The sequence below is a fragment of the Caballeronia sp. LZ001 genome, assembly GCF_031450875.1.
Classification (GTDB): Bacteria; Pseudomonadota; Gammaproteobacteria; order Burkholderiales; family Burkholderiaceae; genus Caballeronia.
This window is the reverse complement of sequence record NZ_JARTVX010000004.1, coordinates 2,052,362-2,074,721: the sequence shown is the minus strand read 5'-3', so window position 1 is coordinate 2,074,721 and position 22,360 is coordinate 2,052,362. Positions and strand designations below refer to the sequence as shown.

At 63.6% G+C, this 22,360-nt stretch carries 17 protein-coding genes; 10 read left to right on the top strand and 7 right to left on the bottom strand.

Annotated elements, in window-relative coordinates; translation table 11 throughout:
* The first annotated feature begins 369 nt into the window (after positions 1-369).
* Complete coding sequence (locus P9292_RS20480) at positions 370-618, top strand: hypothetical protein (protein ID WP_244827515.1); 249 nt, start codon at positions 370-372, stop codon at positions 616-618.
* A 65-nt stretch (positions 619-683) separates the two neighbouring features.
* Here the strand turns inward: P9292_RS20480 and P9292_RS20475 are convergent, their stop codons facing one another.
* Positions 684-836: a DUF3096 domain-containing protein gene (locus P9292_RS20475; RefSeq protein WP_244827516.1), complete on the bottom strand. Its 153-nt coding sequence runs from the start codon at positions 834-836 to the stop codon at positions 684-686.
* A 170-nt stretch (positions 837-1,006) separates the two neighbouring features.
* Here P9292_RS20475 and P9292_RS20470 point away from each other — a divergent pair, with 170 nt between their 5' ends.
* Positions 1,007-2,350, top strand: coding sequence for a lactonase family protein (locus P9292_RS20470; protein ID WP_309960995.1), 1,344 nt, complete (start codon positions 1,007-1,009; stop codon positions 2,348-2,350).
* 275 nt (positions 2,351-2,625) lie between these two features.
* Entirely contained in the window at positions 2,626-3,693 is a 1,068-nt protein-coding gene (locus P9292_RS20465; RefSeq protein ID WP_244827518.1) for a transporter, read from the top strand.
* Between the two features lie 6 nt (positions 3,694-3,699).
* Here the strand turns inward: P9292_RS20465 and P9292_RS20460 are convergent, their stop codons facing one another.
* Together P9292_RS20460 and P9292_RS20455 are read right to left on the bottom strand one after the other, a co-directional pair.
* Positions 3,700-7,365 (bottom strand): DNA translocase FtsK, encoded by a 3,666-nt coding sequence (locus P9292_RS20460; protein WP_409015397.1) that lies wholly within the window; start codon positions 7,363-7,365, stop codon positions 3,700-3,702.
* Between the two features lie 151 nt (positions 7,366-7,516).
* Positions 7,517-8,089 (bottom strand): META domain-containing protein, encoded by a 573-nt coding sequence (locus P9292_RS20455; protein WP_309960990.1) that lies wholly within the window; start codon positions 8,087-8,089, stop codon positions 7,517-7,519.
* Positions 8,090-8,385: 296 nt separating this feature from the next.
* Between P9292_RS20455 and purT the strand changes: the two genes are divergently transcribed.
* The 4 genes from purT to P9292_RS20435 all read left to right on the top strand — a co-directional run bounded on the left by purT (position 8,386) and on the right by P9292_RS20435 (position 12,173).
* Entirely contained in the window at positions 8,386-9,654 is a 1,269-nt protein-coding gene (gene purT, locus P9292_RS20450; RefSeq protein WP_309960987.1) for a formate-dependent phosphoribosylglycinamide formyltransferase, read from the top strand.
* 45 nt (positions 9,655-9,699) lie between these two features.
* Complete coding sequence (locus P9292_RS20445) at positions 9,700-9,855, top strand: DUF6726 family protein (protein ID WP_309845184.1); 156 nt, start codon at positions 9,700-9,702, stop codon at positions 9,853-9,855.
* Between the two features lie 58 nt (positions 9,856-9,913).
* Positions 9,914-10,282 carry an MliC family protein gene (locus P9292_RS20440; protein ID WP_309964101.1) on the top strand — a complete coding sequence of 123 codons (369 nt, stop codon included), beginning with the start codon at positions 9,914-9,916 and terminating at the stop codon, positions 10,280-10,282.
* Between the two features lie 421 nt (positions 10,283-10,703).
* The gene (locus P9292_RS20435) at positions 10,704-12,173 is read left to right on the top strand and encodes a DEAD/DEAH box helicase (protein ID WP_250464186.1); all 1,470 of its coding nucleotides are present in this window, start codon (positions 10,704-10,706) and stop codon (positions 12,171-12,173) included.
* 240 nt (positions 12,174-12,413) lie between these two features.
* On the opposite strand, the gene gluQRS is transcribed toward P9292_RS20435, so the two are convergent.
* Positions 12,414-13,289 (bottom strand): tRNA glutamyl-Q(34) synthetase GluQRS, encoded by an 876-nt coding sequence (gene gluQRS, locus P9292_RS20430; RefSeq protein ID WP_309960984.1) that lies wholly within the window; start codon positions 13,287-13,289, stop codon positions 12,414-12,416.
* A gap of 19 nt (positions 13,290-13,308) precedes the next feature.
* Entirely contained in the window at positions 13,309-14,163 is an 855-nt protein-coding gene (locus tag P9292_RS20425; protein WP_250464190.1) for a sulfurtransferase, read from the bottom strand.
* A gap of 213 nt (positions 14,164-14,376) precedes the next feature.
* Here P9292_RS20425 and dnaE point away from each other — a divergent pair, with 213 nt between their 5' ends.
* Together dnaE and P9292_RS20415 are read left to right on the top strand one after the other, a co-directional pair.
* Positions 14,377-17,907, top strand: coding sequence for a DNA polymerase III subunit alpha (gene dnaE / locus P9292_RS20420; RefSeq protein WP_409015181.1), 3,531 nt, complete (start codon positions 14,377-14,379; stop codon positions 17,905-17,907).
* Positions 17,907-18,968 carry a glycosyltransferase family 4 protein gene (locus tag P9292_RS20415; RefSeq protein WP_309960979.1) on the top strand — a complete coding sequence of 354 codons (1,062 nt, stop codon included), beginning with the start codon at positions 17,907-17,909 and terminating at the stop codon, positions 18,966-18,968. Before dnaE ends, P9292_RS20415 begins: the two co-directional genes overlap by 1 nt.
* A gap of 24 nt (positions 18,969-18,992) precedes the next feature.
* Here P9292_RS20415 and P9292_RS20410 read toward each other — a convergent pair whose 3' ends face one another.
* Positions 18,993-19,754 carry a glycosyltransferase family 2 protein gene (locus P9292_RS20410; RefSeq protein ID WP_309842203.1) on the bottom strand — a complete coding sequence of 254 codons (762 nt, stop codon included), beginning with the start codon at positions 19,752-19,754 and terminating at the stop codon, positions 18,993-18,995.
* Between the two features lie 54 nt (positions 19,755-19,808).
* On the bottom strand, positions 19,809-20,804 hold the full coding sequence (locus tag P9292_RS20405) for a glycosyltransferase (protein ID WP_250525617.1): 996 nt from the start codon (positions 20,802-20,804) through the stop codon (positions 19,809-19,811).
* 159 nt (positions 20,805-20,963) lie between these two features.
* On the opposite strand from P9292_RS20405, the gene P9292_RS20400 reads away from it, so the two are divergent.
* Positions 20,964-22,241 carry an O-antigen ligase family protein gene (locus P9292_RS20400; RefSeq protein WP_309960976.1) on the top strand — a complete coding sequence of 426 codons (1,278 nt, stop codon included), beginning with the start codon at positions 20,964-20,966 and terminating at the stop codon, positions 22,239-22,241.
* The last annotated feature ends 119 nt before the right edge of the window (positions 22,242-22,360 follow it).

Genomic DNA, 22,360 nt, shown 5'->3' with positions numbered 1-22,360 from the left:
GAGAGCGCCGAGGGTTGGAATGAGAACGACACAGACATGTAAGACGCAAAACGCAAACCCTTGGTCTGGCCGCATTCTGCCGCATTCGTTCACTGTGAGCAGGAAACCGGGCGAACGCTCCTTTATCGCGGCGGCAACGGCGCGCCCCGCCGGGCTGGCGGAAACGCCCGCGTGACTCGCCGATGAAAACTTGCCGGAACGATCGGCCAATGTTTAAATGAAGTCTTACGAACGGCCTTCAGGTCGCGTCGTTCAACTGCGCGTCGGGGCCATGTCGCGCTGTCATCGAACCTTCTTTCGCACCACGGTTTCACGCTTCGCACGTCGCATACCGGTTCATCACTTCGTGATTTCGGGGAACAGGACACCATGCACAATCCGTCGAAAGCTGACTGCATCGCCATTCTTTCCGCAGCAAGCCGGTTGAACGAGCCCGACACTTTGCTCGCGCTCGATCCCGGACATCTCGGTTTGTCGCGCAACGCGATGGAAACCGCCGCTGTCTTTCTCACCGAGCGCGGCTGCTTCAGCGGCTATTCCTTCGACGCGGCGGGCGTCGCGGTAGGCGCGCTGTCCTTGCAAGGCCGCTTGCGGCTGGATCAACTCGCCAACGGTTGAAACGCGAATACTTTCGCGTCCAGTCCTAGGACATGCGCGCGGTTCAAGCCGCGCGCATGCGTTCGTCAGAAATGCGCCGAGCCCATGCCGAATAGCCCGATCAGTCCAATCACGATCAGATAGATCGCGACGATGAAGTTCAGCAGTCGCGGCATCACGAGGATGAGAATCCCGGCGATCAGCGACACCAGCGGCCCAAGGCTTACGTGAATGTTCATCGCAGCAACTCCTTTTTGTTGTTGGTTCGAATGGTTGGGTTTAGCCTGTTGCGGTTTGCCCGGTGGCACGGTAGGAGCAAAACTTGGCCGCGCCACGCCAGCCAGACGATGCCGCAGCCGTTCGCGCATCGCCCTCGATAACAAGCATCAGAAGACGATGAGGAGCTTTCATGCACCCGAGCCATCCGTTGCCGGAACGGTTGTCCGCCGTCGCGGCGAGACGCACGTCGCAAGTGCCGCGCCCGCTACAGAATACGCTCACGAGTTCGCTCTTGGCTTCATTCAAGCCGCGTAGGTGGGCCCGGGGTTTCGCGTTGATCCTGTCGATCGCGGCCACGCATGCCGTGGCGCAGACGCCCGCAAGCGCGACGCCGGCCGCGGGCGCCAGTGGCGCTGCGGTTTCATCGGGCGGCGAGGTGCTCGATCTGCTCATCGGCACTTACACGGGCGGCGGCAAGAGCGAAGGCATCTATGTTTATCGCTTCGATACCGGCAATGGCGAGCTGACACGCGTCGCGTCGGCGCAGACGGTGAACCCGTCGTATCTCGTCGTGAGTCGCGATCACAATTACGTGTATGCCGTAAACGAACTGCCCGGCGACAACGGCCCGGCTTCGCAACGCGGCGGCATCAGCGCGTTTCGCTTCGACCGCGCAACCGGCCAGTTGAGCTTTTTGAACCGCGTGTCGGCGGATGGCAACGACCCGTGTTACCTCGCGCTCTCGCCGGATGGCAAATATTTGCTGACAGCCAATTACTCGGTGGCGGCCAATCCCGGCGGCAGCTTCGCGGTGTTTCCGATCAACGCCGATGGTCACGTCGGCACCTCCGTGCTGACGGTGCATCACGAAGGCAACGGGCCCGTGAAAGGGCGGCAGGACAACTCGCACGTTCACTCGACCGTGTTCTCGCCCGATGGCAAATATCTCTTCACGCAAGACCTGGGCGTCGACAAGGTGTTCGCGTACCGCTACACGCCCGATGGCAGCCGCGGCCTGTTCGGTCCGACCGATGCGCGTTACACGCCGATCAAGGCTGGTTCGGGCCCACGGCATCTGATTTTCGATGCCAGCGGCAAGCATGCGTATCTCACGACCGAAATGAACGCGTCGGTGCTCGTCTTTAACTATCGCGACGGCAAACTCAGCGAAACGCAGAGCGTGCCGATGACCGCGCCCGGCTTCAAAGGCAAGATCGGCGGCGGCGCGGTGCATCTGTCGCCCGATGGACGCTTTCTGTATGCGACCAATCGTGGCGACGCGAATGAGCTCGTCGCGTTCGCGGTCGATCCGAACAACGGCCATCTCAAGCTCTTGAAACGATATCCGACGCTTGGCAAGACGCCGCGTGAGTTCGCGATCGACCCGAGCGGGCGCTGGCTCATCGTCGGCAATCAGGACAGCGACAGCGCGTTCTTCTTCCGGCGCGATCCGGCATCGGGCGAACTGGCATCGGATCCGAAGCGGCTTTCTATCGGCTCGCCGGTCGATTTCAAGTTCGTCTCGCCGTCTTGAGAAGTTTTGCGCGGTGCATTGTCGATCGCGGCAATGGTCCGTTCCAGGCTTTCGTCACGTGACCGCGACGCGAAGCCGTCACGGTTTCATCTCTGTGAACGGTCTTCGCGCTTCTCATGCGGCCCGTGCAACCGATGGCAACGGCGGCGTTGTGTTCTTCCGGGTCCGCCACGAGTTCTAGTACGATGCTGCGTCGGCTCGCGCAGCCTGGCATTCGGAACCGAAAGGTATCCTGATGAAATCGAAAGACAACGGAAATTGCAGGGAAAGCAAGATTGAACACGACTTACACTTCCGGCCGCGCCGGGCGTCCTGAACCGGGCCCGCAACCTGACAAGAACGAAGCGGCGCCGCCCGGCTTCATCAGCGCGTTTCGCTTTGCGGGCGGCCAGGCGCTGCGGCTTTCGTGGGACGAAGCGCGCGATGCAATCACGGGCGACGGACCGACGTGGCTCCATCTCTCGGCCAACGACGATACCGTCGAAGGCTGGCTCGAAGGCGTGAGTTCCATGCCCGATGTCGCGCGCGAATTTCTGAACGGCGAGGACAAACGCCCGCGCGTGCACATGGGACCGAATTTCATGTACGGCGTCGTCGCCGACTTGGAGCTCGTCGCGGCGACGCCCGCGGGCGCGGAGCCGGGCGCACGCGAGGCGATTCGCGCGACCGGCGCGTTGCGCTTTTACGTCGACCGCAACCGCATGATTACGGTGCGCGCGCGTCCCTTGCAGTCGACCGACCGGCTGCGTCATGCCGTGCTCGAAGGCGCGATGTTCCGCGATACCGTCGATCTTTTCGCGGGTTTGATCCGCGCGCTCAACGAGACCTTCGCGGACCGTATCGATGAAATCGGCGACCGTCTCGACGATGTCGAAGAGGGCGTGCTCGAAGGCGGCCATTCGAACTGGCGCGTCGAACTCGGCGTGGTGCGGCGGCGGCTGGTGGAGGTCAAGCGCTTTATCGACCCCGAGCGTAACGCGCTCACGCAACTCGTGACGCGCCGGCTTGAATGGGCCGAACCGCGCTCGATGGAAGCGCTCGTGCAAGCCATTCAGGTGCTCAACGGATTGGGCGGCGGGCTCGAAGGACTCTACGAGCGCGCCAAACTCTTGCAGGACGAAATCGCCGCGCTGCTTTCCGAGGACATCAACCGCAAGCTCTTGTGGCTCGCGATCATGTCCGCGTTGTTATTGCCCGCCACGCTCGTGACGGGCATCTTCGGCATGAACGTCGCGGGCTTGCCGGGCACGCACAATCCCGCTTCGTTCTGGGTGGTGGTCGGCGTGATGGCGGGCTGCGCCGCCATCACGATCTTCCTGTTGCGCCGCTTGCGGCTCTGGTAAAAACGCTTAGTCGGCCGGGCCCGGCGGTGCGAGCACTTCGCGATTGCCGTTGCTGCCCATCGAGGAGACGAGCCCGGCCGTTTCCATCTGCTCGACGAGCCGCGCCGCGCGGTTATAGCCAATACGCAGTTGCCGCTGCACCGACGAAATTGAGGCGCGCCGTGTGCGCAACACGAACGCGACGGCTTCGTCGTAGAGCGGGTCGGCTTCGGCCTCGGGCGTTTCGCCGAACAGGTCTGGCGACGCGCCTTCGGACGTCGGCCCGGACAGAATGCCTTCCTCGTATTCCGGCTCGCCAAACTGCTTCAAATATTCGACCACGCGATGCACTTCGTCGTCCGCGACGAACGCGCCGTGTATGCGTTGCGGGTAGCCGGTGCCGGGTGGCAGGAACAGCATGTCGCCTGCGCCGAGCAGCGATTCCGCGCCCATCTGATCGAGAATCGTGCGCGAATCGATCTTGGACGACACCTGAAACGCCACGCGCGTCGGAATGTTGGCCTTGATGAGACCCGTGATGACATCGACCGAAGGCCGCTGCGTCGCGAGAATCAGGTGGATGCCGGCCGCGCGCGCCTTCTGCGCAAGACGCGCGATCAATTGTTCGATTTGCTTGCCCGCGACCATCATGAGGTCGGCCAGTTCGTCGATGATCACGACGATGAGCGGCAGCGTCGATAGCGGCTCGGGTGCATCGGGCGTCAGCGAAAATGGATTCGTGAGCTTCTTGCCGGCCGCTTCGGTGGCGCGGATTTTTTGATTGAAGCCCTGCAGATTGCGCACGCCCACCGCCGACATCAGCCGGTAGCGCTTTTCCATTTCGCCGACACACCAGTTGAGCGCGTTCGACGCGAGCTTCATGTCGGTGACGACGGGTGCGAGCAGATGCGGAATGCCTTCGTAGACGGACAGTTCCAGCATCTTCGGGTCGATCATGATGAGGCGCACGTCCTCAGGCGTCGCCTTGTAGAGCAGCGAAAGGATCATTGCGTTGATCGCGACCGACTTGCCGGAGCCCGTCGTGCCCGCGACCAGCATGTGCGGCGCCTTGGCGAGGTCGGTGACGACCGGATTGCCGACGATGTCCTTGCCCATCGCGATGGTGAGATTCGACTTCGACGCGCGGTACACGTCCTGTTCGAGAATCTCGGACAGACGGATCATCTGGCGTTTCGCGTTCGGCAGTTCGAGGCCCATGCAGGTTTTGCCGGGAATCGTTTCGACGACGCGGATCGACGTGAGACCGAGGCCTCGCGATAGATCCTTCATGAGGCCGACAATCTGACTGCCGCGCACGCCGAGCGCCGGGTCCACTTCGAAGCGCGTGATGACGGGGCCAGCGGATGCGCCGACGACCGTGACGGGCACCTTGAATTCCTGCAGCCGTTGTTCGATTAGCTGGCCGGTTTCGGCGAGTTGCTGTTCGGAGACGGGTTCGGCGTCTTCGGATGCGGGTTCGAGCAGGTCGAGCGTGGGCAATTCAACTGCGGATGCGTGCGGCGCGTGGAATTCGAATTCGGTGGGCGCGAAGCCGCGTACCGGCGGGCGCGGGGCGCTTGCTGGTGACGTTGTTGCGGCGGGTGGCGCTTCGGCTTCGGCCTCTTGCAACGGGACGGCGACGGGGAAGCGCACGATGTTCGATGGCTTTTCCGGCGCGTCGAGGGCTTCCTCGCGCGCGGTCTCGCGGACGGGAGACGTCGAAGCGCTTTGGATCGAGTCATCTCGAAGCGACGCGGGCGCGTGCCGCACGGTGCCGTCGCGCGGCAACGCGGGTGCGCTTTGGCCGGTTTCGTCGCCAGGCAACGTGGATGCGCTTCGGAATGTTTCGTCGGGAGGCAATGCCGTCGCGTTTCGCACGGGATCCGCACCAGACGGGACGGGCTGATCGCGAGCATCGTCGAATGCGTCCGCGAGCGGCGGCGGCTCGTCCATCGGCAGGAACGACGGCAGCGGAGGTGGCTCGTATCTCGGCGACGATGACGGCTCGTCCAGCCACGGCGGTGTAGGCGTTTCAGTGTGACGCGTTGGCTCGACGAAGTCAGGCTCGATGCGCTCCGGCGTGAACTTGCGCTTACTCGTTGGCGTAGCGGACGTTGCGGGCGCTTCCAACGAAGGCGCTGCCGGTGCTTGTGACGCAACGTTGGCTCCCATGCGTGAGAAAACGAGCGTGCTTGCCCCAACGGAGGTGGCATCGTCTGAAATGGCGCTGTCCGCGTTCAGACCGCCGTCGATCAACGTGTCCGCTGGCTTCGGAGAGAAGTCGACAGGTTCCGTACTCGTGGGCGCTCGCGTCACGGCGTCGCTCGCAGATTGCGATGCGACTTGCGAGCCAGACGCTGCGGCCATATCCGCCACCATCGCTTCAGGTTCACGCGCGAGCCCCGTTCCGGCGAGCGACGTCCATAACGCGGCGTTCTCCTCGATAGATCGCAGCGTCGCCTGAACGGACTCGGGCGGTGGAGGTGGTTCGAGCGGCGGAAGTGCCGAACGCGCCAGCGCGTCGGCGGGCGTTGGCAGCGAACGCCCAGCAAAGTCACGCGTGGCCGGTGTTGCGGTCGGACGAGCGGGCGGCGCGCGCCGCACGAGCCCGGGCGAAGTCTGCCCCGCACGACTTTGTGCGGGCATCGGACCGCGTGCATTGCCTCCTGCCGATACTGAAGCGGTGCCACCCCGGGCCAGTGCAGCCGATGCAGCCGGAGCCGCACCCGCCCGAAGAACATTCCCGCGCGGCTCGACCGCAACCGATGAGGCAGTACTGCGCGACGCAGAAGCCGCAGCCATTCCCGCGGAAGTTCGCGCCGACGCTGTCGGGCCATTCGCGCCTTGTGCCGGCCGCGCCCCCGGCGACACCGAGGCACGCGGCTGCGTGGACGGATTCAACCATCCACCGGGCGCGACCGGCTCGATGGGCATCGGCCGACCGGACGCGCTCTCCGCTTCGAACGCGGATCGGCTGAGACGCACGGCGGCATAGTTGGTCGACGCGGTGTTCCTCGCTGACGCCTGATCGCGATTCGCGCCGCTCTTGCCGATAGAAGGGGGACGCCACGCGGTAGGCCGCCGATAGCGTCCGCGTTGCTTGCCGGTCGGCAAACCGAGCGTGGGCTCATCCTGCGGCACGCGCACGGACGAGGCATCGAAACGATCCGCGCCGATGCCGCGCACGGGGATCTCGCGCGTCGTCTTGGTCTTGTCGCGCGCACGACGCTCGAACCAGCCGGATGCATCGCGTCGCCCACGGCGTTCCTTCTTCGGCTGCGGTTCGCGCTCGTTTTTTTCGGGTGGTGTCAGCCAGCTCTTCGGCAAATCGAAGCCGAACGCTTCATCGAACCAGATCAGCACCGAGCGCCACGAGAACTCGACGAGCCACGGCGCGAACATTGCCAGCACGAGGGCCGCAACGGCAATCGCGCCAGCCGGATAAGCCAGATTGACGAGAAGCAAGGCAAGCGCCCGACCACCGCGATTGATATTCGCCTGCGTTTCGACGCCACTTGCAAGCAGGCCTTCGAGCACGCTGCTCGACAGCAATACGCAGAAGAAGCCGACCCACAGCCGGATCGTGCCGGGGCCGCGCAGTCCGCTGCCGCTCGGGAGCACCGATTTCACGATGCGCCAGAGGAGTGGAAGGATCCAGACGACTGATGCACCGAACCAGCCGAGAACTACCATTTGCATGCTAGAGATAGAACCAATGTTGGGTGAGACGTATGAGACAGGACCAGACTCGCTGCCGGCTTCGGACGCATGCGCGTTCAACCAGGCAGTTTAACGGTTGCGGCGTGCGCCGATAGGTATGGCGCAAGCACGCAACACCTCGCGCTTACTTTGGCCGCGGCGCGAACGTGAGCACCTGTCCATCGGCGAGCGTCAGTTGCAACGCTGGCGGCGGGTTCATCTGAACGCCGCTTCTGGCGACATGTGCGAGCCCATCCAGATACGGCTGCTCCAACGCACCGCCCGTGCCGGAGACGCAGGCCATGCGCGTACCGGCGAGCGGGCCGAACGTGAGCTTGCCGTCTTTCAGGTCATAGGCGCCCGCGAAGCGGTTGCAACCGGAAAAGCCGCTCGCGCGCCGATGGCCGCTCGCCGTCGAAAAGTCGAGCGTGATGGGCTGTGCGCCGCCCGCGTCCTGAGGAAGCGCACGCGGCTTGCCGCTTGCATCGGTCCAGCGCGTGAGCTGCCATTGCGTGTCGTCGAGCAATTGCGTGGCGGCGGGATTGTACGGATCGGTGGGCGGCGCGCTCGAGTCGGGATGCTTGGGGAGCGCGCAGCCGGCGATGAAACCCGTGGCGAGCAACAGCACACCGGCGCGCCGCGATGCACGTGTGAGCCACGCCGGCGCTCCCCGAAAAAGCGGCGACGAAGACGGTGTGCGGATGAAGTGCGTGGGCATCGGGGAGTCCTGAAACTGGCGAAACCGTAAGGGTATCGCACTCGTCCTACGATTTGTCCAGCGCTCGATGCAACAAAATGATCGGCAGCGCTTTCCTCCCGTCGACGATCTTCGAAAAGCACGCGAATGCCTTGCAACTGAGCAGCGATACCGCTTGTCATACTGCTCTTGGCGCCTGTCAATAGACCGAATGGCAGAGCTGTTGCACTAAGCGGTGCGTGTTAACATCCGGGCCATTCTCGCCTCATCGAATGTTCGAGCAACAGGCGCCACCGAATCCGATTTCTGGAGCACTCATGCACACCGACTCGCAACGCGACCCCGCTACCGGCACGAATGCCGCGACCGACGTCGAGCGCCGCATCGGCACGCCGCTTTCGGCGCATGCCACGCGCGTGATGTTGCTCGGCGCGGGCGAGCTCGGCAAGGAAGTGATCATCGCGTTGCAGCGGCTCGGCGTCGAGGTGATCGCGGTGGATCGCTATGCGAACGCGCCGGGGCATCAGGTCGCGCACCGGGCGCATGTCATCGACATGACCGATGCCGTGGCGCTGCGCGCGCTCGTCGAGCAAGAGTCGCCGCATCTGATCGTGCCCGAGATCGAGGCAATCGCCACCGACGCGCTCGCCGACATCGAAGCCGCTGGCATTGCCACCGTGATTCCGACCGCGCGCGCCACGCAATTGACGATGAATCGCGAAGGCATTCGCCGCCTGGCCGCCGAGACGCTCGGCTTGCCGACCTCGCCGTACGCGTTCGCGCAGTCGCTCGAAGAGATGAAGGCGGCGATCGCGAAGATCGGTTTTCCGTGCGTGGTGAAGCCCGTCATGTCGTCCTCGGGCAAGGGACAATCCGTGCTCGGAAGCGACGCGGATGTCGAGCCCGCCTGGAACTACGCGATGGCGGGCGGGCGCGTGAACCACGGGCGCGTGATCGTGGAAGGGTTCATCGACTTCGAGTACGAAATCACGCAACTCACCGTGCGCGCGGCCGACCCCGCGACCGGCGAGACGGCGACCTTTTTCTGCGAGCCTATCGGCCACGTGCAGGTGGCGGGTGACTACGTCGAATCCTGGCAGCCGCAGGCGATGAGCGCCGTCGCGCTCGCCCGCTCGCGCGATGTCGCGGCAAAGGTGACGACCGCGCTCGGCGGACGCGGCCTCTTCGGCGTGGAACTCTTCGTGCGCGGCGATGACGTATGGTTTTCGGAAGTCAGTCCGCGTCCGCACGACACGGGTCTCGTGACGCTCGCCACGCAGCGTTTCTCCGAGTTCGAACTGCACGCGCGCGCCATTCTCGGCTTGCCCGTCGATACCGCGCTGCAAACGCCGGGCGCATCGGCGGTGATCTACGGCGGCCTCGACGAAGCGGGTATCGCCTTCGAAGGCGTGGCCGAAGCGCTTGCGGTGCCGGGCGCGGATCTGCGCCTCTTCGGCAAGCCCGAGAGCTTCGCGAAACGGCGCATGGGCGTCGCGCTCGCTACTGGCGTCGATACCGGCGAAGCGCGTGAGCGTGCGAAGCTGGCGGCGTCGAAAGTAAAGCCCGTATCGAGTCGAACGGGCTGACCATTGCCTGCAAATGGCAGGGAGAAGATAGTGAAGCGAATCATCATGGCCGCGTTGATCGTGGCGTGCGCGGGACTTTCGGGCTGCGGGCTGGCCGCGGCTCCGTGCCGGATCGCGTCAGCGGGTTTGAAGATCGTGCCGGTGGTCGGCCATGTCGCGGCCGCGCCCACGGACGCCTGCGCGGACGTGATCGATCCATGATCTTCGGGCCATCCATCAAGGCTCGCCGAGCCGCTTCCCACGATTTCCGGACTCGATGATGAAACGATCTCTCGTACTTTCGGCCGCGCTTCTTATGGCGTCTTCCGTCGCCACGACCGCGCGCGCGATGCCGCTCACCGTGCCGCAAATCCAGACCGCCTCGACGCAGACCACGCGCTACGACTGCAAGGATGGCAAGAGCGTGTCGGTGCAATACACCAACGCACGCAATTACCAGAGCTTCGCGGCATTGACGGTGGATGGCCGCAAACTGCTGTTCGTCAACGTGATCGCGGGTTCCGGGGCCAAATACGTCGCGGATCAATATACGTGGTGGACCAAGGGACCGCAGGCCAATCTCTATGACGAGATGGCGGCCAAGGACTCGCCGCCGCTACTGGCCGATTGCGAGGCGCACAACAAGTAAGCGCGGCCTACGTCGTGCGCCTCTGTCGCATGAAGCGCGGAAAGGGGCGGATCGACGCCGGATGCTACAATGTGCGGCTTTCCGGCTAAGATTTTTGCCCTGCAGCGTCGTGGTTCGCATCGGCTCGCGTGGCCTTCCACTTGAGCGTGCGTCGGCCGCCTTGAAGGCGTCATCGAAGCCGTGTTCCATCGCAGCGGGCCTTGTCCCCGAACCTGCGGCGTTCCGCAGGCCGCGACCATCGGCCGAATCTGCGTCAGGCGCTCGTTTTCCTGCCCGGCGCGCTTCAAGTGCATGGCAAGCGCCGCGCACAAATGCTTGCGCGGACAACCCTCCGCGTCACCGAAATACTCACGCGTAATCGACCGAACGCCCGCTTACGCACCGCTTCAAGCGGATTTTTAGCGAAAGCCCAATAGTCACCATGTCAGATTCCGTCGCCACGAACCCGTCCACCGCGCCTACGTTCGATCAGTTCGGCCTGGCCGCCGACATCCTCAAGGCAGTGAGCGAGTCCGGCTATACCACGCCCACGCCGATCCAGGAGCAGGCCATTCCCGTCGTGCTCGCGGGCCGCGATGTGATGGGCGCGGCGCAGACCGGCACGGGCAAGACCGCGAGTTTTTCGCTGCCGATCATCCAGCGTCTTTTGCCGATGGCCAATACGAGCGCCTCGCCCGCCCGCCATCCCGTGCGCGCGCTGATGCTTACGCCCACGCGCGAACTCGCCGATCAGGTTGCCGCCAACGTGCAGACCTACTCGAAGCACACTGCGTTGCGCAGCACGGTGGTGTTCGGCGGCGTCGACATGAATCCGCAGTCGGATGCACTGCGCCGTGGCGTGGAGATTCTCATCGCGACGCCGGGACGTCTGCTCGATCACGTTCAGCAGAAGACGCTCAATCTCGGCCAGGTGCAGATGCTCGTCCTCGACGAAGCCGACCGCATGCTCGACATGGGCTTTCTGCCCGACCTGCAGCGCATTCTGAATCTGCTGCCTAAGGAGCGTCAGACGCTGCTGTTTTCGGCGACGTTCTCGCCTGAAATCAAGAAGCTCGCGGCAACTTACTTGCGCAACCCGCAGACCATCGAAGTCGCGCGCAGCAACTCCACCGCGACCAACGTGCGGCAGATCGTCTTCGAAGTGCACGAGAGCGACAAGTCGGGCGCGGTTGCGCAACTGATCCGTCAGCGCGGATTGAAGCAGGTCATCGTGTTCTGCAACAGCAAGATCGGCGCGAGCCGGTTGGCGCGCGTGCTGGAACGTGATGGCATCGTCGCCACCGCGATTCACGGCGACCGTACGCAAGGCGAGCGCATGCAGGCGCTCGACGCGTTCAAGCGCGGCGAGATCGAAGCGCTCGTCGCAACCGACGTGGCCGCGCGCGGGCTCGATATCGCCGAATTGCCGGCGGTCATCAACTTCGACTTGCCGTTCAGCGCGGAAGATTACGTGCACCGTATCGGTCGCACGGGGCGCGCGGGTGCGTCGGGCGACGCGTTGTCGCTGTGCAGCGCGAACGAACGCAAGCAGCTTGCCGACATCGAAAAGCTGATCAAGCGTCCGCTCGAAGTGATGACGCTCGAAGTAGCGACGCCGGTGCGCCGTGAAGGCGCGCGGCGCGACGAGCGGCCGGTCCGCCCGGAGCGCAGCGAACATCGGCATGGCGCGCGGGAAGAAGCGGGTCCGCGCCGGCGCACGTCGGGGTCGTCGTATGATCGGCCGCGCGGGCGTCAGCAGCCGGTGGACGAATTCTTCCTCAAGCCTTACGAGCCCTCGCCCTCGGCGGTGAAGCGGCATGAGGAAAGCGTCGAGCCGGAGCGCAAGAGCGCGCCGAAGCAGCCGTTGGCCGCGTTGCTTGGCGGGTTGGGTGCGTTGCGTAAGTCGACTTGAGTTGGCGCGTGAAGCTCTAAGAAACGGTGGTCTCTGCGACTGCCGTTGAACCGTTGGGAACGGTACGTGTGGGATGAAAAGGGCAACCGGTTAGGTTGCTTTTTTTTGTGCCGCTCTTTGACCACTTAAAGGCCGCAGCCAAAGTCCTGACGCGACAAAAGGCCCAATCTCGTACCGCACTCGTCAGTCGAACGCTTACGCGGCGCGAGCGATTCGCCCCTCAAAAGAGAACGCATGCGGCTAAATAATCCCGAACCGACGCGCCCACTGCGCGGTCGCATCCGCATAAAACGACTCGAGCGAACCGGCGGCGGCCACTTCGATACTCAAATGCCGCGCCGCCTGCACCAACGCATCCAGCGGCGCGTCACGACCAAGCGGCGCCGCGCCCGTCTGCTTGCTGAGTTTCTCGCCCGCATCGTTGCTGACGACAGGCACATGCAGATACGACGGCGTCGGCACATCGAGACATTGCTGAAGATAAATCTGCCGCGCGGTCGAATCCAGCAGGTCTGCGCCGCGCACGACATGCGTAATGCCGGCTGAAGCGTCGTCGACGACGACAGCCAGTTGATACGCCCACAGCCCATCCGCACGCTTCAAGGCGAAATCGCCGACTTCGGACGCAAGATCTTGCGTTTGTATTCCCTGCCAGCGATCCACGAAACCGACGCGCGCTGCGTCGCCGTCCGGCACGCGCAGTCGCCACGCGCGCGCGGGACGGCCATGCAAGCCGCTTCGACAAGTACCGGGATAAGCGAGTGTCGCGTGACGAGCATGCGCATGAACGAGCGAGTCGGCGATCTCGCGTCGCGTGCAGCCGCAGGGATAAACGAAGCCGGCGGCAAGCAAGCGCTCGAATGCATCTTGATAAGCCGCGTCGCGTTGACTTTGCCAGACCGGCGGTTCGTCCGAATGCATGCCGAAATGCGCGAGCGTTGCGAGAATCTCGTCGGCCGCGCCAGCCACCGTACGCGGTGCATCGACATCTTCTATTCGCACGATCCAGCTACCGCGATGCGCCCGCGCATCGAGAAGACTAGCAAGCGCGCTGACGAGCGACCCCGCGTGCAGCGGCCCGGTGGGCGAGGGCGCGAAGCGGCCACGGTAAGTCATCTCAGGGCTCGTTCAAGGTTCAGGCGGCCTTCGCATCCGGATGACACGCCGGGCACGTGGCGCCCGGCACGTACAACGGCGACTGCTGATCTTCCACGCTGACCACCGCGCGGCAGCCGAAGCATTGCGAAGTGGAGGTCTGCTGCAGGTTCGGATCGAGCGCCGTGCGGTAGTCGAACACGAAACATTCGCCCGAGTAATGCGCGCCGCCCACTTCCTCGAAGTATTTGAGGATGCCGCCCTCGAGTTGATAGACGTGATCGATGCCCACTTCCTTCATGTGAATCGCAGCCTTCTCGCAACGAATTCCGCCCGTGCAGAACGACACCACCGTCTTGCCTTCCAGATCGGCACGGTTTTGTTCGATCACCTCGGGAAACTCGCTGAATTTCGTGATGCGGTAGTCGAGCGCGTGGTCGAACGTGCCGACGTCCACTTCGAAGGCATTGCGCGTGTCGAGCATGACGACCGGACGGCCTTCGTCGTCATGACCGCGGTCGAGCCAGGCCTTGAGCGTCACCGGATCGACGGCGGGCGCGCGGCCGAGTTCCGGCTTGATCGCGGGCTTCTTCATGGTGATGATCTCGCGCTTGAGTTTCACCAGCATGCGGCGAAACGGTTGCTTTGCGGAGAGGCTTTCCTTGAATTGCAGATCGGCGAAGCGGTCGCCGAAGAGCGCGTCGCCCCGAATGTAATCGATGAACTCGCGCACCTCCGCGACCGGCCCCGCGATAAAGAGGTTGATGCCCTCCGGCGCGAGCAGAATCGTTCCCTTCAGGCCAAGCGCGTTGCAGCGTTCGGTGACGAGCGGGCGCCAAGCGGCGCTGTCGTCGATGGAAACGAATTTGTAGGCGGAGAGGTTCAGAATGCTCATGATCGGATAACGGGGCAAAGCCGGTAAAAAGGGCGGCAAAAAGCGGATGCTGGGACGCCGCGCAACTCCGTATTATCCCGCAAATGGCGCAGGTCTTTTCGCAGGCGCGGGCCGCCGCGTTCGCGCCGTTTGCGCCAGCGCAATTTCGAGAATCGCCGAGGGCTTGTCCGTTCGGCTAACGCGCGCCCCTTAGCCGTTTTCGCGATGGGCCGCATGTACAATATCGTCATGTCAGATCCCCGCTTCGTTCATCTTCGCGTCCACTCCGAGTTCTCGATTGCCGACGGCATCGTGCGGCTGGACGACGTCGTCAAATCCGCCGCGAAAGACGGTCAGGGCGCACTCGCGCTGACCGATCTCGCCAACGCGTTCGGCCTCGTGCGCTTCTACAAGGAAGCGCGCAGCAAGGGCATCAAACCCATTGCCGGCTGCGATGTCTGGATCACCAATCCCGCCGATCGCGACAAGCCTTCGCGGCTGATCCTGCTCGTGCGCGACAAGACCGGCTATCTCAACCTGTGCGAACTGTTGAGCCGCGCGTGGCTGACGAATCAATATCGCGGGCGCGCGGAAGTGCTCGTCGAATGGCTCGAAGAAGGGCTGGCTGAAGGTCTGCTCGCCATTTCCGGCGCGCAGCAGGGCGACATCGGCATGGCGTTCGCGGCGGGCAACGCGGCAAGCGCGCAACGCAACGCCGAACGCTGGTCGGCGCTCTTTCCGAACGCGTTCTACATCGAACTGCAGCGCGCCGGTCAGCCGGGCGAACAGGCATATTTTCAGGAGGCCGTCGCGCTCGCCGCAAAGCTCGGGTTGCCTGTGGTCGCCACGCATCCGCTGCAATTCATGACGCCCGACGACTACACCGCGCACGAAGCGCGCGTGTGCATTTCGGAAGGCGATATCCTCGCCAATCCGCGTCGTCAGAAGCGCTTCACGACCGAGCAGTATTTCCGCACGCAAGACGAAATGTGCGCGCTTTTCGCGGATATTCCTTCCGCGCTCGCCAACACGGTTCAAATTGCGAAGCGCTGCAATCTCACGCTCGAACTCGGCAAGCCCAAACTGCCGCTTTTCCCCACGCCGGACGGCCTCACGCTCGACGACTACCTCGTGCAGTTGTCGAAGGAAGGCCTCGAGGTGCGGCTCGCGCAGCTTTATCCCGATGAAGCCGAACGCGAGGCACAGCGCGAGACTTATTACGCGCGGCTCGAATTCGAGTGCGGCACGATCATCAAGATGGGCTTTCCGGGCTACTTCCTGATCGTCGCCGACTTCATCATGTGGGCGAAGAACAATGGCGTGCCGGTGGGTCCCGGCCGCGGTTCGGGCGCGGGCTCGCTCGTCGCTTATGCGCTCGGCATTACCGATCTCGACCCGCTGCGCTACAACCTGCTGTTCGAACGCTTCCTGAATCCCGAACGCGTGTCGATGCCCGACTTCGACATCGACTTCTGTCAGGAAGGGCGCGACCGCGTCATTCAGTACGTGAAGCAGAAATATGGCGCGGACGCGGTTTCGCAGATCGCCACCTTCGGCACCATGGCGGCGAAGGCGGCGGTGCGCGACATCGGCCGCGTACTCGATCTCGGCTACATGTTCACCGACGGCGTCGCCAAGCTCATCCCGTTCAAGCCGGGCAAGCACGTGACCATCGCGGACGCGATGAAGGAAGAGCCGACCCTGCAGGAGCGCTTCGACAACGAAGACGAAGTGCATCAATTGCTCGAACTCGCGCAGCGCGTGGAAGGGCTCACGCGTAACGTCGGCATGCACGCGGGCGGCGTGCTGATCGCGCCGGGCAAGCTCACCGATTTCTGTCCGCTCTACACGCAGGGCGAAGACGGCGGCGTGGTCAGTCAGTACGACAAGGACGACGTGGAAGCCGTCGGTCTGGTCAAGTTCGACTTTTTGGGCCTGACCACGCTCACCATCCTGGACTGGGCCGAGCGCTATATTCGCCGGCTCGATCCCTCGAAGAAAGACTGGAATCTCTCGCAGGTTCCGCTCGACGACCCTGCTTCGTTTTCGATCCTCAAGAAAGCGAATACCGTCGCCGTGTTCCAGCTGGAAAGCCGCGGCATGCAGGGCATGCTGAAGGACGCGCAGCCGGACCGCTTCGAGGACATCATCGCGCTGGTGGCGCTGTATCGTCCGGGCCCGATGGACCTGATTCCGAGCTTCTGCGCGCGTAAGCACGGGCGCGAGATCGTCGAGTATCCGGACCCGCGCGTCGAGCCCGTCCTGAAGGAGACCTACGGCATCATGGTCTATCAGGAGCAGGTGATGCAGATGGCGCAGATCATCGGCGGCTATTCGCTCGGTGGCGCGGACTTGCTGCGTCGCGCGATGGGCAAGAAGAAGCCCGAAGAGATGGCCGTGCATCGCGAGTTGTTCCGCGAAGGCGCGGCGAAGAACGGTCTCACCGCGCAGAAGGCGGACGACACCTTCGACCTCATGGAGAAATTCGCGGGCTACGGCTTCAACAAGTCGCACGCGGCGGCTTACGCGTTGCTCGCTTATCACACGGCGTGGCTGAAGGCGCACCATCCGGCGGAATTCATGGCGGCCAATATGTCGCTCGCCATGGACGACACCGACAAGGTCAAGATTCTCTTCGAGGACTGCATCGGCAATGGCATGGCCGTGCTGCCGCCGAACATCAACCAGTCGGCGTATCGCTTCGAACCGGTCGCCGAAGCGGACGGCAAGCGCTCGAAGACCATTCGTTACGGTCTCGGCGCGGTGAAGGGCAGCGGCCAGAACGCAATCGAGGAAATCCTGCGTGCGCGTGAAGACGGGCCGTTTGCGGATCTCTTCGACTTCTGCGAGCGGATCGACCGGCGCGTCGTGAATCGCCGCACGGTCGAAGCGCTGATCCGCGCGGGCGCGTTCGACTGCCTGCACGAGAACCGCGCGCAACTGCTGGCCTCCGTGCCGCTCGCCATGGAAGCCGCCGATCAGGCCGCCGCCAACGCCATGCAAGGCGGTCTCTTCGACATGGGCGACGCGCCGCTCGAAAAGCATCGGCTCGTCGATGAACCCATGTGGTCCGACAAGAAGCGCTTGCAGGAAGAAAAAACCGCGCTCGGTTTCTATCTGTCTGGCCATCTCTTCGACGCCTACAAAGGTGAAGTGCGCCGCTTCGTGCGTCAGAAAATCGGCGAACTGAAGGAAGGGCGCGACAAGCTCGTCGCGGGCGTGATCTCGACCACGCGCACGCAAATGACCCAGCGCGGCAAGATGCTGATCGTCAATCTCGACGACGGCACCGGCCAGTGCGAAGTCACCGTGTTCAACGAGCAGTTCGAAGCCAACAAGGCGCTGTTCAAGGAAGACGAGTTGCTCGTGGTGCAAGGTCAGGCGCGTAACGACGCCTTCACCGGCGGCATTCGCTTTACCGTCGATACCGCGATGGACCTCGAACGCGCGCGCAGCCGCTACGCGCAGTCGGTAAAGGTCGAGATGAACGGCAACGCGGATTCCTTGCGTCTGCGCCGCGTGCTCGAAGCGCATGCGGCGGGTGCGGAAGCGCCGGCGGCCGTGGCGCCGCCCGCGCGCGAAAACGGCAGGCAGCGCCAGTCCGCACCCATCCCGAACGGCTTGAACGTGAGCATCGTTTATCGCAGCGAGCATGCGGAAGGCGAAGTGCGGCTCGGCGATGCCTGGCGCGTCAAGCCCACCGACGAACTCATCACCGCGCTGCGCGGCGAGTTCGCGGGCAGCGCAATCGAAATCGTCTACTGATGCGCATCGGCATCTCGGCGAACGCGCTCAAACTGAGCGGCGGGCTCGAACGCTACGCCATGGACCTGGTGCGCGGTCTTGCCGCCGCCGGCTTCGAGGGTCGCCAAAAGCCCGCGTTCTTTGCCCGCAAGATCGACTCGTCGTTGCCGGAGAGCAAGCTCGTCGAGGCGCATCGCATCAAGGTGTCGTTTCTGCCGGGCAAGCTGCGCGACGTGTATTTTTCGTGGGCGCTCAAGCGCGCGCGCAATAAGGCCAGGGTCGACGTGCTGATCGGCTGCAATCGCGTGGAAGGCTCGGAGATCGCCATCTGCGGAGGCACGCATATCGGCTTTCTGCGCGCAACCGGGCGTCGCGAAAAGCGGTCGGATACGCGGCAGATCGCGCTCGAACGCAGGCAGTATCGGGACGCGCGCGTGATCGTCGCGCACTCGGACATGATGCGTAACGAGCTTCGCGGGCTCTACGGCATCGACGAACGGAAGATTCGCGTGCTTTATCCGCCCGTGGATGGCGCGCGTTTCGCCTTAGCCGATGAAACCTCGCGCGCCCGTCTGCGCGAACGGTTCGGTTTCAAGGAAAACGAAATCGTGCTGCTCTTTCCTTCGAGCAGTCACGAGCGCAAGGGTTTGCCGCTGATCGAGAAGGCGCTCGGCGGCGCAGGCTTGCCGATCGTGATCGCCGTCGCCGGGCGCGCGCCCGAGAAGAGCGCGCCGAACGTGCGCTATATCGGCTACGCGAAAAATATCGAGGACGCTTATCGCGCGGCGGACTTCACCATTCTCGCGTCGAGCTACGAGCCGTTTGGGCTCGTGGGCATCGAATCGGTCATGTGCGGCACGCCGGTGATCTTTCCGGCCTGCATCGGCTGTGGCGATGCCATCGACGAAAGCGCCAAGCACGTTTTCAAATCTGGCGATGCGGACGACCTGCGGCGCGTCGTCGCTGCGGCAATTGCTTCACGACGCCGCGTATCCGGCAATGCCGTTCGTTATGACGCGAGCGTCGCGTCGCATGTGAATGCGCTGCTGGCGCTGGCGGAAGAAATCAGCGGCGGTCGTTGAAGCCGCTGAGCCAAGCCGTGGCGCCTATCGTCTCTCGTTCAGATGCTCGAGCTTCAAGAACCGGTAATACACCGTCTGCGCATTGAAGAGCGCGATCATGAAGCCCGTGCGCCCATCCAGAAAACCGCGGCGCAGAAAATACGTTCGCAAAAAAGCCCACGTGCCGCGTGTTAGCGCAACCCCGAAACCGCCGCGCTTGCCTGCCGCATGACGCTGCACGGCGCCCGCGGTCGAATAAGCGTCCAGCTTGCGCAGCACGGTCTCGAAGTCTTCGTAGGAGTAGTGCATCAGCCGGCCATTGAGCCTGATCGCGGGCTCGTTCGTGGAAAGCACCAGACGCTCGTGCACGAGATCCGACGAGAAGCGCGCCGCGCCCCGCTTGAACAGCCGGGGAATCCAGTCCGGATACCAGCCGCTGTGTCTCACCCACGTTCCGCAAAAACTCGATAACCGGTCGACCGAATAGACATCCGCTTGCGGGCGAGCGATGGCGGCTCGAATCGATGCGGCGAGTTCGGGCGTCACGACTTCGTCGGCATCGATAGACAAGACCCAGTCGGTGGCGAGCGCATCCAGCGCGCGATTCTTCTGCGGCCCGAAGCCGGGCCAGTCGCGCGCTTCGATCACGCGCGCGCGATGTGCCTGGGCGATACCCACGGTGGCGTCGGTGCTGCCGCCATCGACGATGACGATGTCATCCGCGAACGAAACCGAGTCGAGACATTGCGCGAGCCGCGCGGCCGCGTTGTAGGTGATGATGGCGATGCCAAGCGTTGGCGATTTCATGTTGCCCGAGTCCGGCCTCTGATTCTTGTCGTGGTCACGTTCGATTGGAAAAGCCTAGCCGCGCAAATGCCATTTCACGAAGAAGAACGGCGAAAGCAGCCACGGGCACGTCGCATACACGAACATCTTGATGCGAAATCCCGGACTGACTTCATTCGATCCAGCCAGCAACGCGACCTTGCGCGCCAACGACGCGTCGCCGAACACGGCGCTCACGTAGCGCTCGCGCGCCGACTTTCGCGCCAGCATCGCGCGCATCCGAGCGCCGACGCCGACCTTGTCCGCGTCGCTTTCGAGCTGACGCGTCTCGCCCGATCCGTTGATATTCGCTAGCTTGATACGCGCGACGAATTCCGCCGGCGTGCGCCATTTGCGCTTGCTCGACAGCCCGCCGCGCCGGTACAGCACGAGCGGTTCGTGCAGCGTATGCGCGCCGTGACTCATGATCGCGCGAAACGCCATGATCTGGTCTTCGCCGTAGATGCCGGGCGCGATCGGCCCGAACTCCTCGAAGAGACGCCGCGCCCACGCATGCGCCGCGCCGACCAGATGAGGCCGCCGTTCCATCCAGTCGTCGAAGCTGCGATAGTCATCGAGGTCCGTTACGCGCAGGATGTCGTGCGTATTGCCTTCGGCATCGAGGTCTTGCAGGTCGGTCGCGATGAGGTCGTGGCGCTTGCCGCTTGCGAGCCACACTTCCATGACGCGCGTGACGCGTTCCGGTCGCGAGATATCGTCGCCCGCCGCGATAAAAAGCATCTCGCCCGATGCGCGCGCCGCGAGCGCACTGAGATGCGCGCTGATACCCGTGTTCTTCTCGTTTCGATACAGCCGCACCGTATGCGGCCCGCGATATTCGCGCACGCAGCGCTCGGCGACGGCGTAAGTGGCGTCGGAGGAGGCATCGTCGGAAATGAGGATTTCCAGCGGCGACCAGGTTTGCGCGAGCGCCCCGGCAATCGCGTCGGCAACGGTTTCCTGCTGATTGAAGGTAATGAGCAAGAGACTCGCGAGCGGCGCGTTCTGCTCTGGCTGTGATATTCCTGACATGTACGATTCTGAGTGCTTCGGAGGCCCGGCGCGTCTTGGCCACGGCGTTGCGCGCTCGCGGAGAGCGAATCTCATGCCAGACGGCAGCGGCTATAATAACCCGCGATTTGGGGATAGGCGACCGGGCCGGCCGGTCAATCCCGCTTAAGGTTCATCGATTTGGAAAAAACTCTGCGCTACATGATCGCCAGCATGGTCTTGCTGGCGCCCGCGAGCACACTCGTCGTGCGAGGAGGGACGGGCTACTGCTTCTTCGTGTTGCTTGCCATCGCGCTCTTCGCGGGGTTCAGCAAGCCGTTTCGTCTGAGGCTCGGTCTGCTCGTCAATGCGTTCCCGCTCTATACGGTGGCCATGCTGTGCTTCATGGTTTATCTGCCGTTGCAGCAAGCCATCGAAGGTTATTATCTGCCGCGCGAATTCGACGGCATGTCGCGCTTCGCACTCGCGTTGCCGATTTTCCTGCTGCTCGTCAACGTGCCGATTCGGCAACTGAAGGCGCTCGGCTGGGGCTGCGCGCTCGGTGCCATCGGCGCGGGTTTCTGGGCCGTGGACAGCGCCATCCACATGACGGTGACGGAACTCGATCGCCTCGGCAACGATTTCACCAATCCGATTCCCTACGGAAATACCGCGCTCCTGCTCGGCTTTCTTTCGGTGATGTCGATCCGCTGGGATCGTTATCCGAACGTGCTTACGAAGCGCCTCGGCATTGCACTGAAGCTGCTCGGACTGGTGGGCGGCATTTACGCGTCGTATCTGTCGGGCACGCGCGGCGGCTGGCTTGCCATTCCGCTCTTTCTCGTACTGTGCCTGCTCAATTTCGGCTGGATCAAACACCCTCGTCACTGGCTGACCGCGCTCGGCGTCGCCGTTCTGGCGATGGCGCTCTTGCTCGCCTCGCCGATCGGCCGTGAACGTGTGCAGGCGACGCGCTCCGACATCGCGCGCCTGTCGCACGGCGCGGCGGCGGACAGTTCGCTCGGCGCGCGGCTGCAGTTGTGGACCGCGTCGATTCATCTGTTCGAGGCGAATCCGGTCTTCGGCGTCGGCAAGGGACATCTGAAGAATTCGCTCAAGGGCATGGCCGATGCCGGCGAGGTATCGCCGCTCGTCGTCAATCAACGCGCGCACAGCGAGTTTTTCTCGACGATCGCGGAATTGGGCGCGTCGGGCGTGGTCTGTCTTGCGTTGCTGTATTTCGGGCCGCTCGTGTATTTCCTGCGCTACCGGAAGTCGCCGCATCCCGATGTGTCGACGGCGGCGTATTGCGGGATCGCGGTCTCGGGGTCGGTTATCATCTTCGGACTGAGTATCGATGTATTCACGGTCGTGATGAGCACGTCGCTCATCGCGCTCTTCTGGGCCGTGCTGCTTGCGGTCATCACGCACGACGCGCGCGAGCCGCTTGGCAAGCCGGGGCGCGGACCGATCGGCTGAATTCGGGCCGGCCGGTTTCATTCTCCGGCTGACGAGAAATCACAAAAGTAACCAACGAGCGCCGCGGGAAGAGCTGGAAAGCGCCGGGCGAAGTGGAGATACGCTCTTGAAACGAGAAG

Excerpts from the sequence above, each read along its gene's own strand:
- P9292_RS20480 (WP_244827515.1), top strand. The coding sequence starts at position 370 with ATGCACAATCCGTCGAAAGCTGACTGCATCGCCATTCTTTCCGCAGCA.
- P9292_RS20475 (WP_244827516.1), bottom strand. The coding sequence starts at position 836 with ATGAACATTCACGTAAGCCTTGGGCCGCTGGTGTCGCTGATCGCCGGG.
- P9292_RS20470 (WP_309960995.1), top strand. The coding sequence starts at position 1,007 with ATGCACCCGAGCCATCCGTTGCCGGAACGGTTGTCCGCCGTCGCGGCG.
- P9292_RS20460 (WP_409015397.1), bottom strand. The coding sequence starts at position 7,365 with ATGGTAGTTCTCGGCTGGTTCGGTGCATCAGTCGTCTGGATCCTTCCA.
- P9292_RS20455 (WP_309960990.1), bottom strand. The coding sequence starts at position 8,089 with ATGCCCACGCACTTCATCCGCACACCGTCTTCGTCGCCGCTTTTTCGG.
- purT (WP_309960987.1), top strand. The coding sequence starts at position 8,386 with ATGCACACCGACTCGCAACGCGACCCCGCTACCGGCACGAATGCCGCG.
- P9292_RS20445 (WP_309845184.1), top strand. The coding sequence starts at position 9,700 with ATGGCCGCGTTGATCGTGGCGTGCGCGGGACTTTCGGGCTGCGGGCTG.
- P9292_RS20440 (WP_309964101.1), top strand. The coding sequence starts at position 9,914 with ATGAAACGATCTCTCGTACTTTCGGCCGCGCTTCTTATGGCGTCTTCC.
- P9292_RS20435 (WP_250464186.1), top strand. The coding sequence starts at position 10,704 with ATGTCAGATTCCGTCGCCACGAACCCGTCCACCGCGCCTACGTTCGAT.
- gluQRS (WP_309960984.1), bottom strand. The coding sequence starts at position 13,289 with ATGACTTACCGTGGCCGCTTCGCGCCCTCGCCCACCGGGCCGCTGCAC.
- P9292_RS20425 (WP_250464190.1), bottom strand. The coding sequence starts at position 14,163 with ATGAGCATTCTGAACCTCTCCGCCTACAAATTCGTTTCCATCGACGAC.
- dnaE (WP_409015181.1), top strand. The coding sequence starts at position 14,377 with ATGTACAATATCGTCATGTCAGATCCCCGCTTCGTTCATCTTCGCGTC.
- P9292_RS20415 (WP_309960979.1), top strand. The coding sequence starts at position 17,907 with ATGCGCATCGGCATCTCGGCGAACGCGCTCAAACTGAGCGGCGGGCTC.
- P9292_RS20410 (WP_309842203.1), bottom strand. The coding sequence starts at position 19,754 with ATGAAATCGCCAACGCTTGGCATCGCCATCATCACCTACAACGCGGCC.
- P9292_RS20405 (WP_250525617.1), bottom strand. The coding sequence starts at position 20,804 with ATGTCAGGAATATCACAGCCAGAGCAGAACGCGCCGCTCGCGAGTCTC.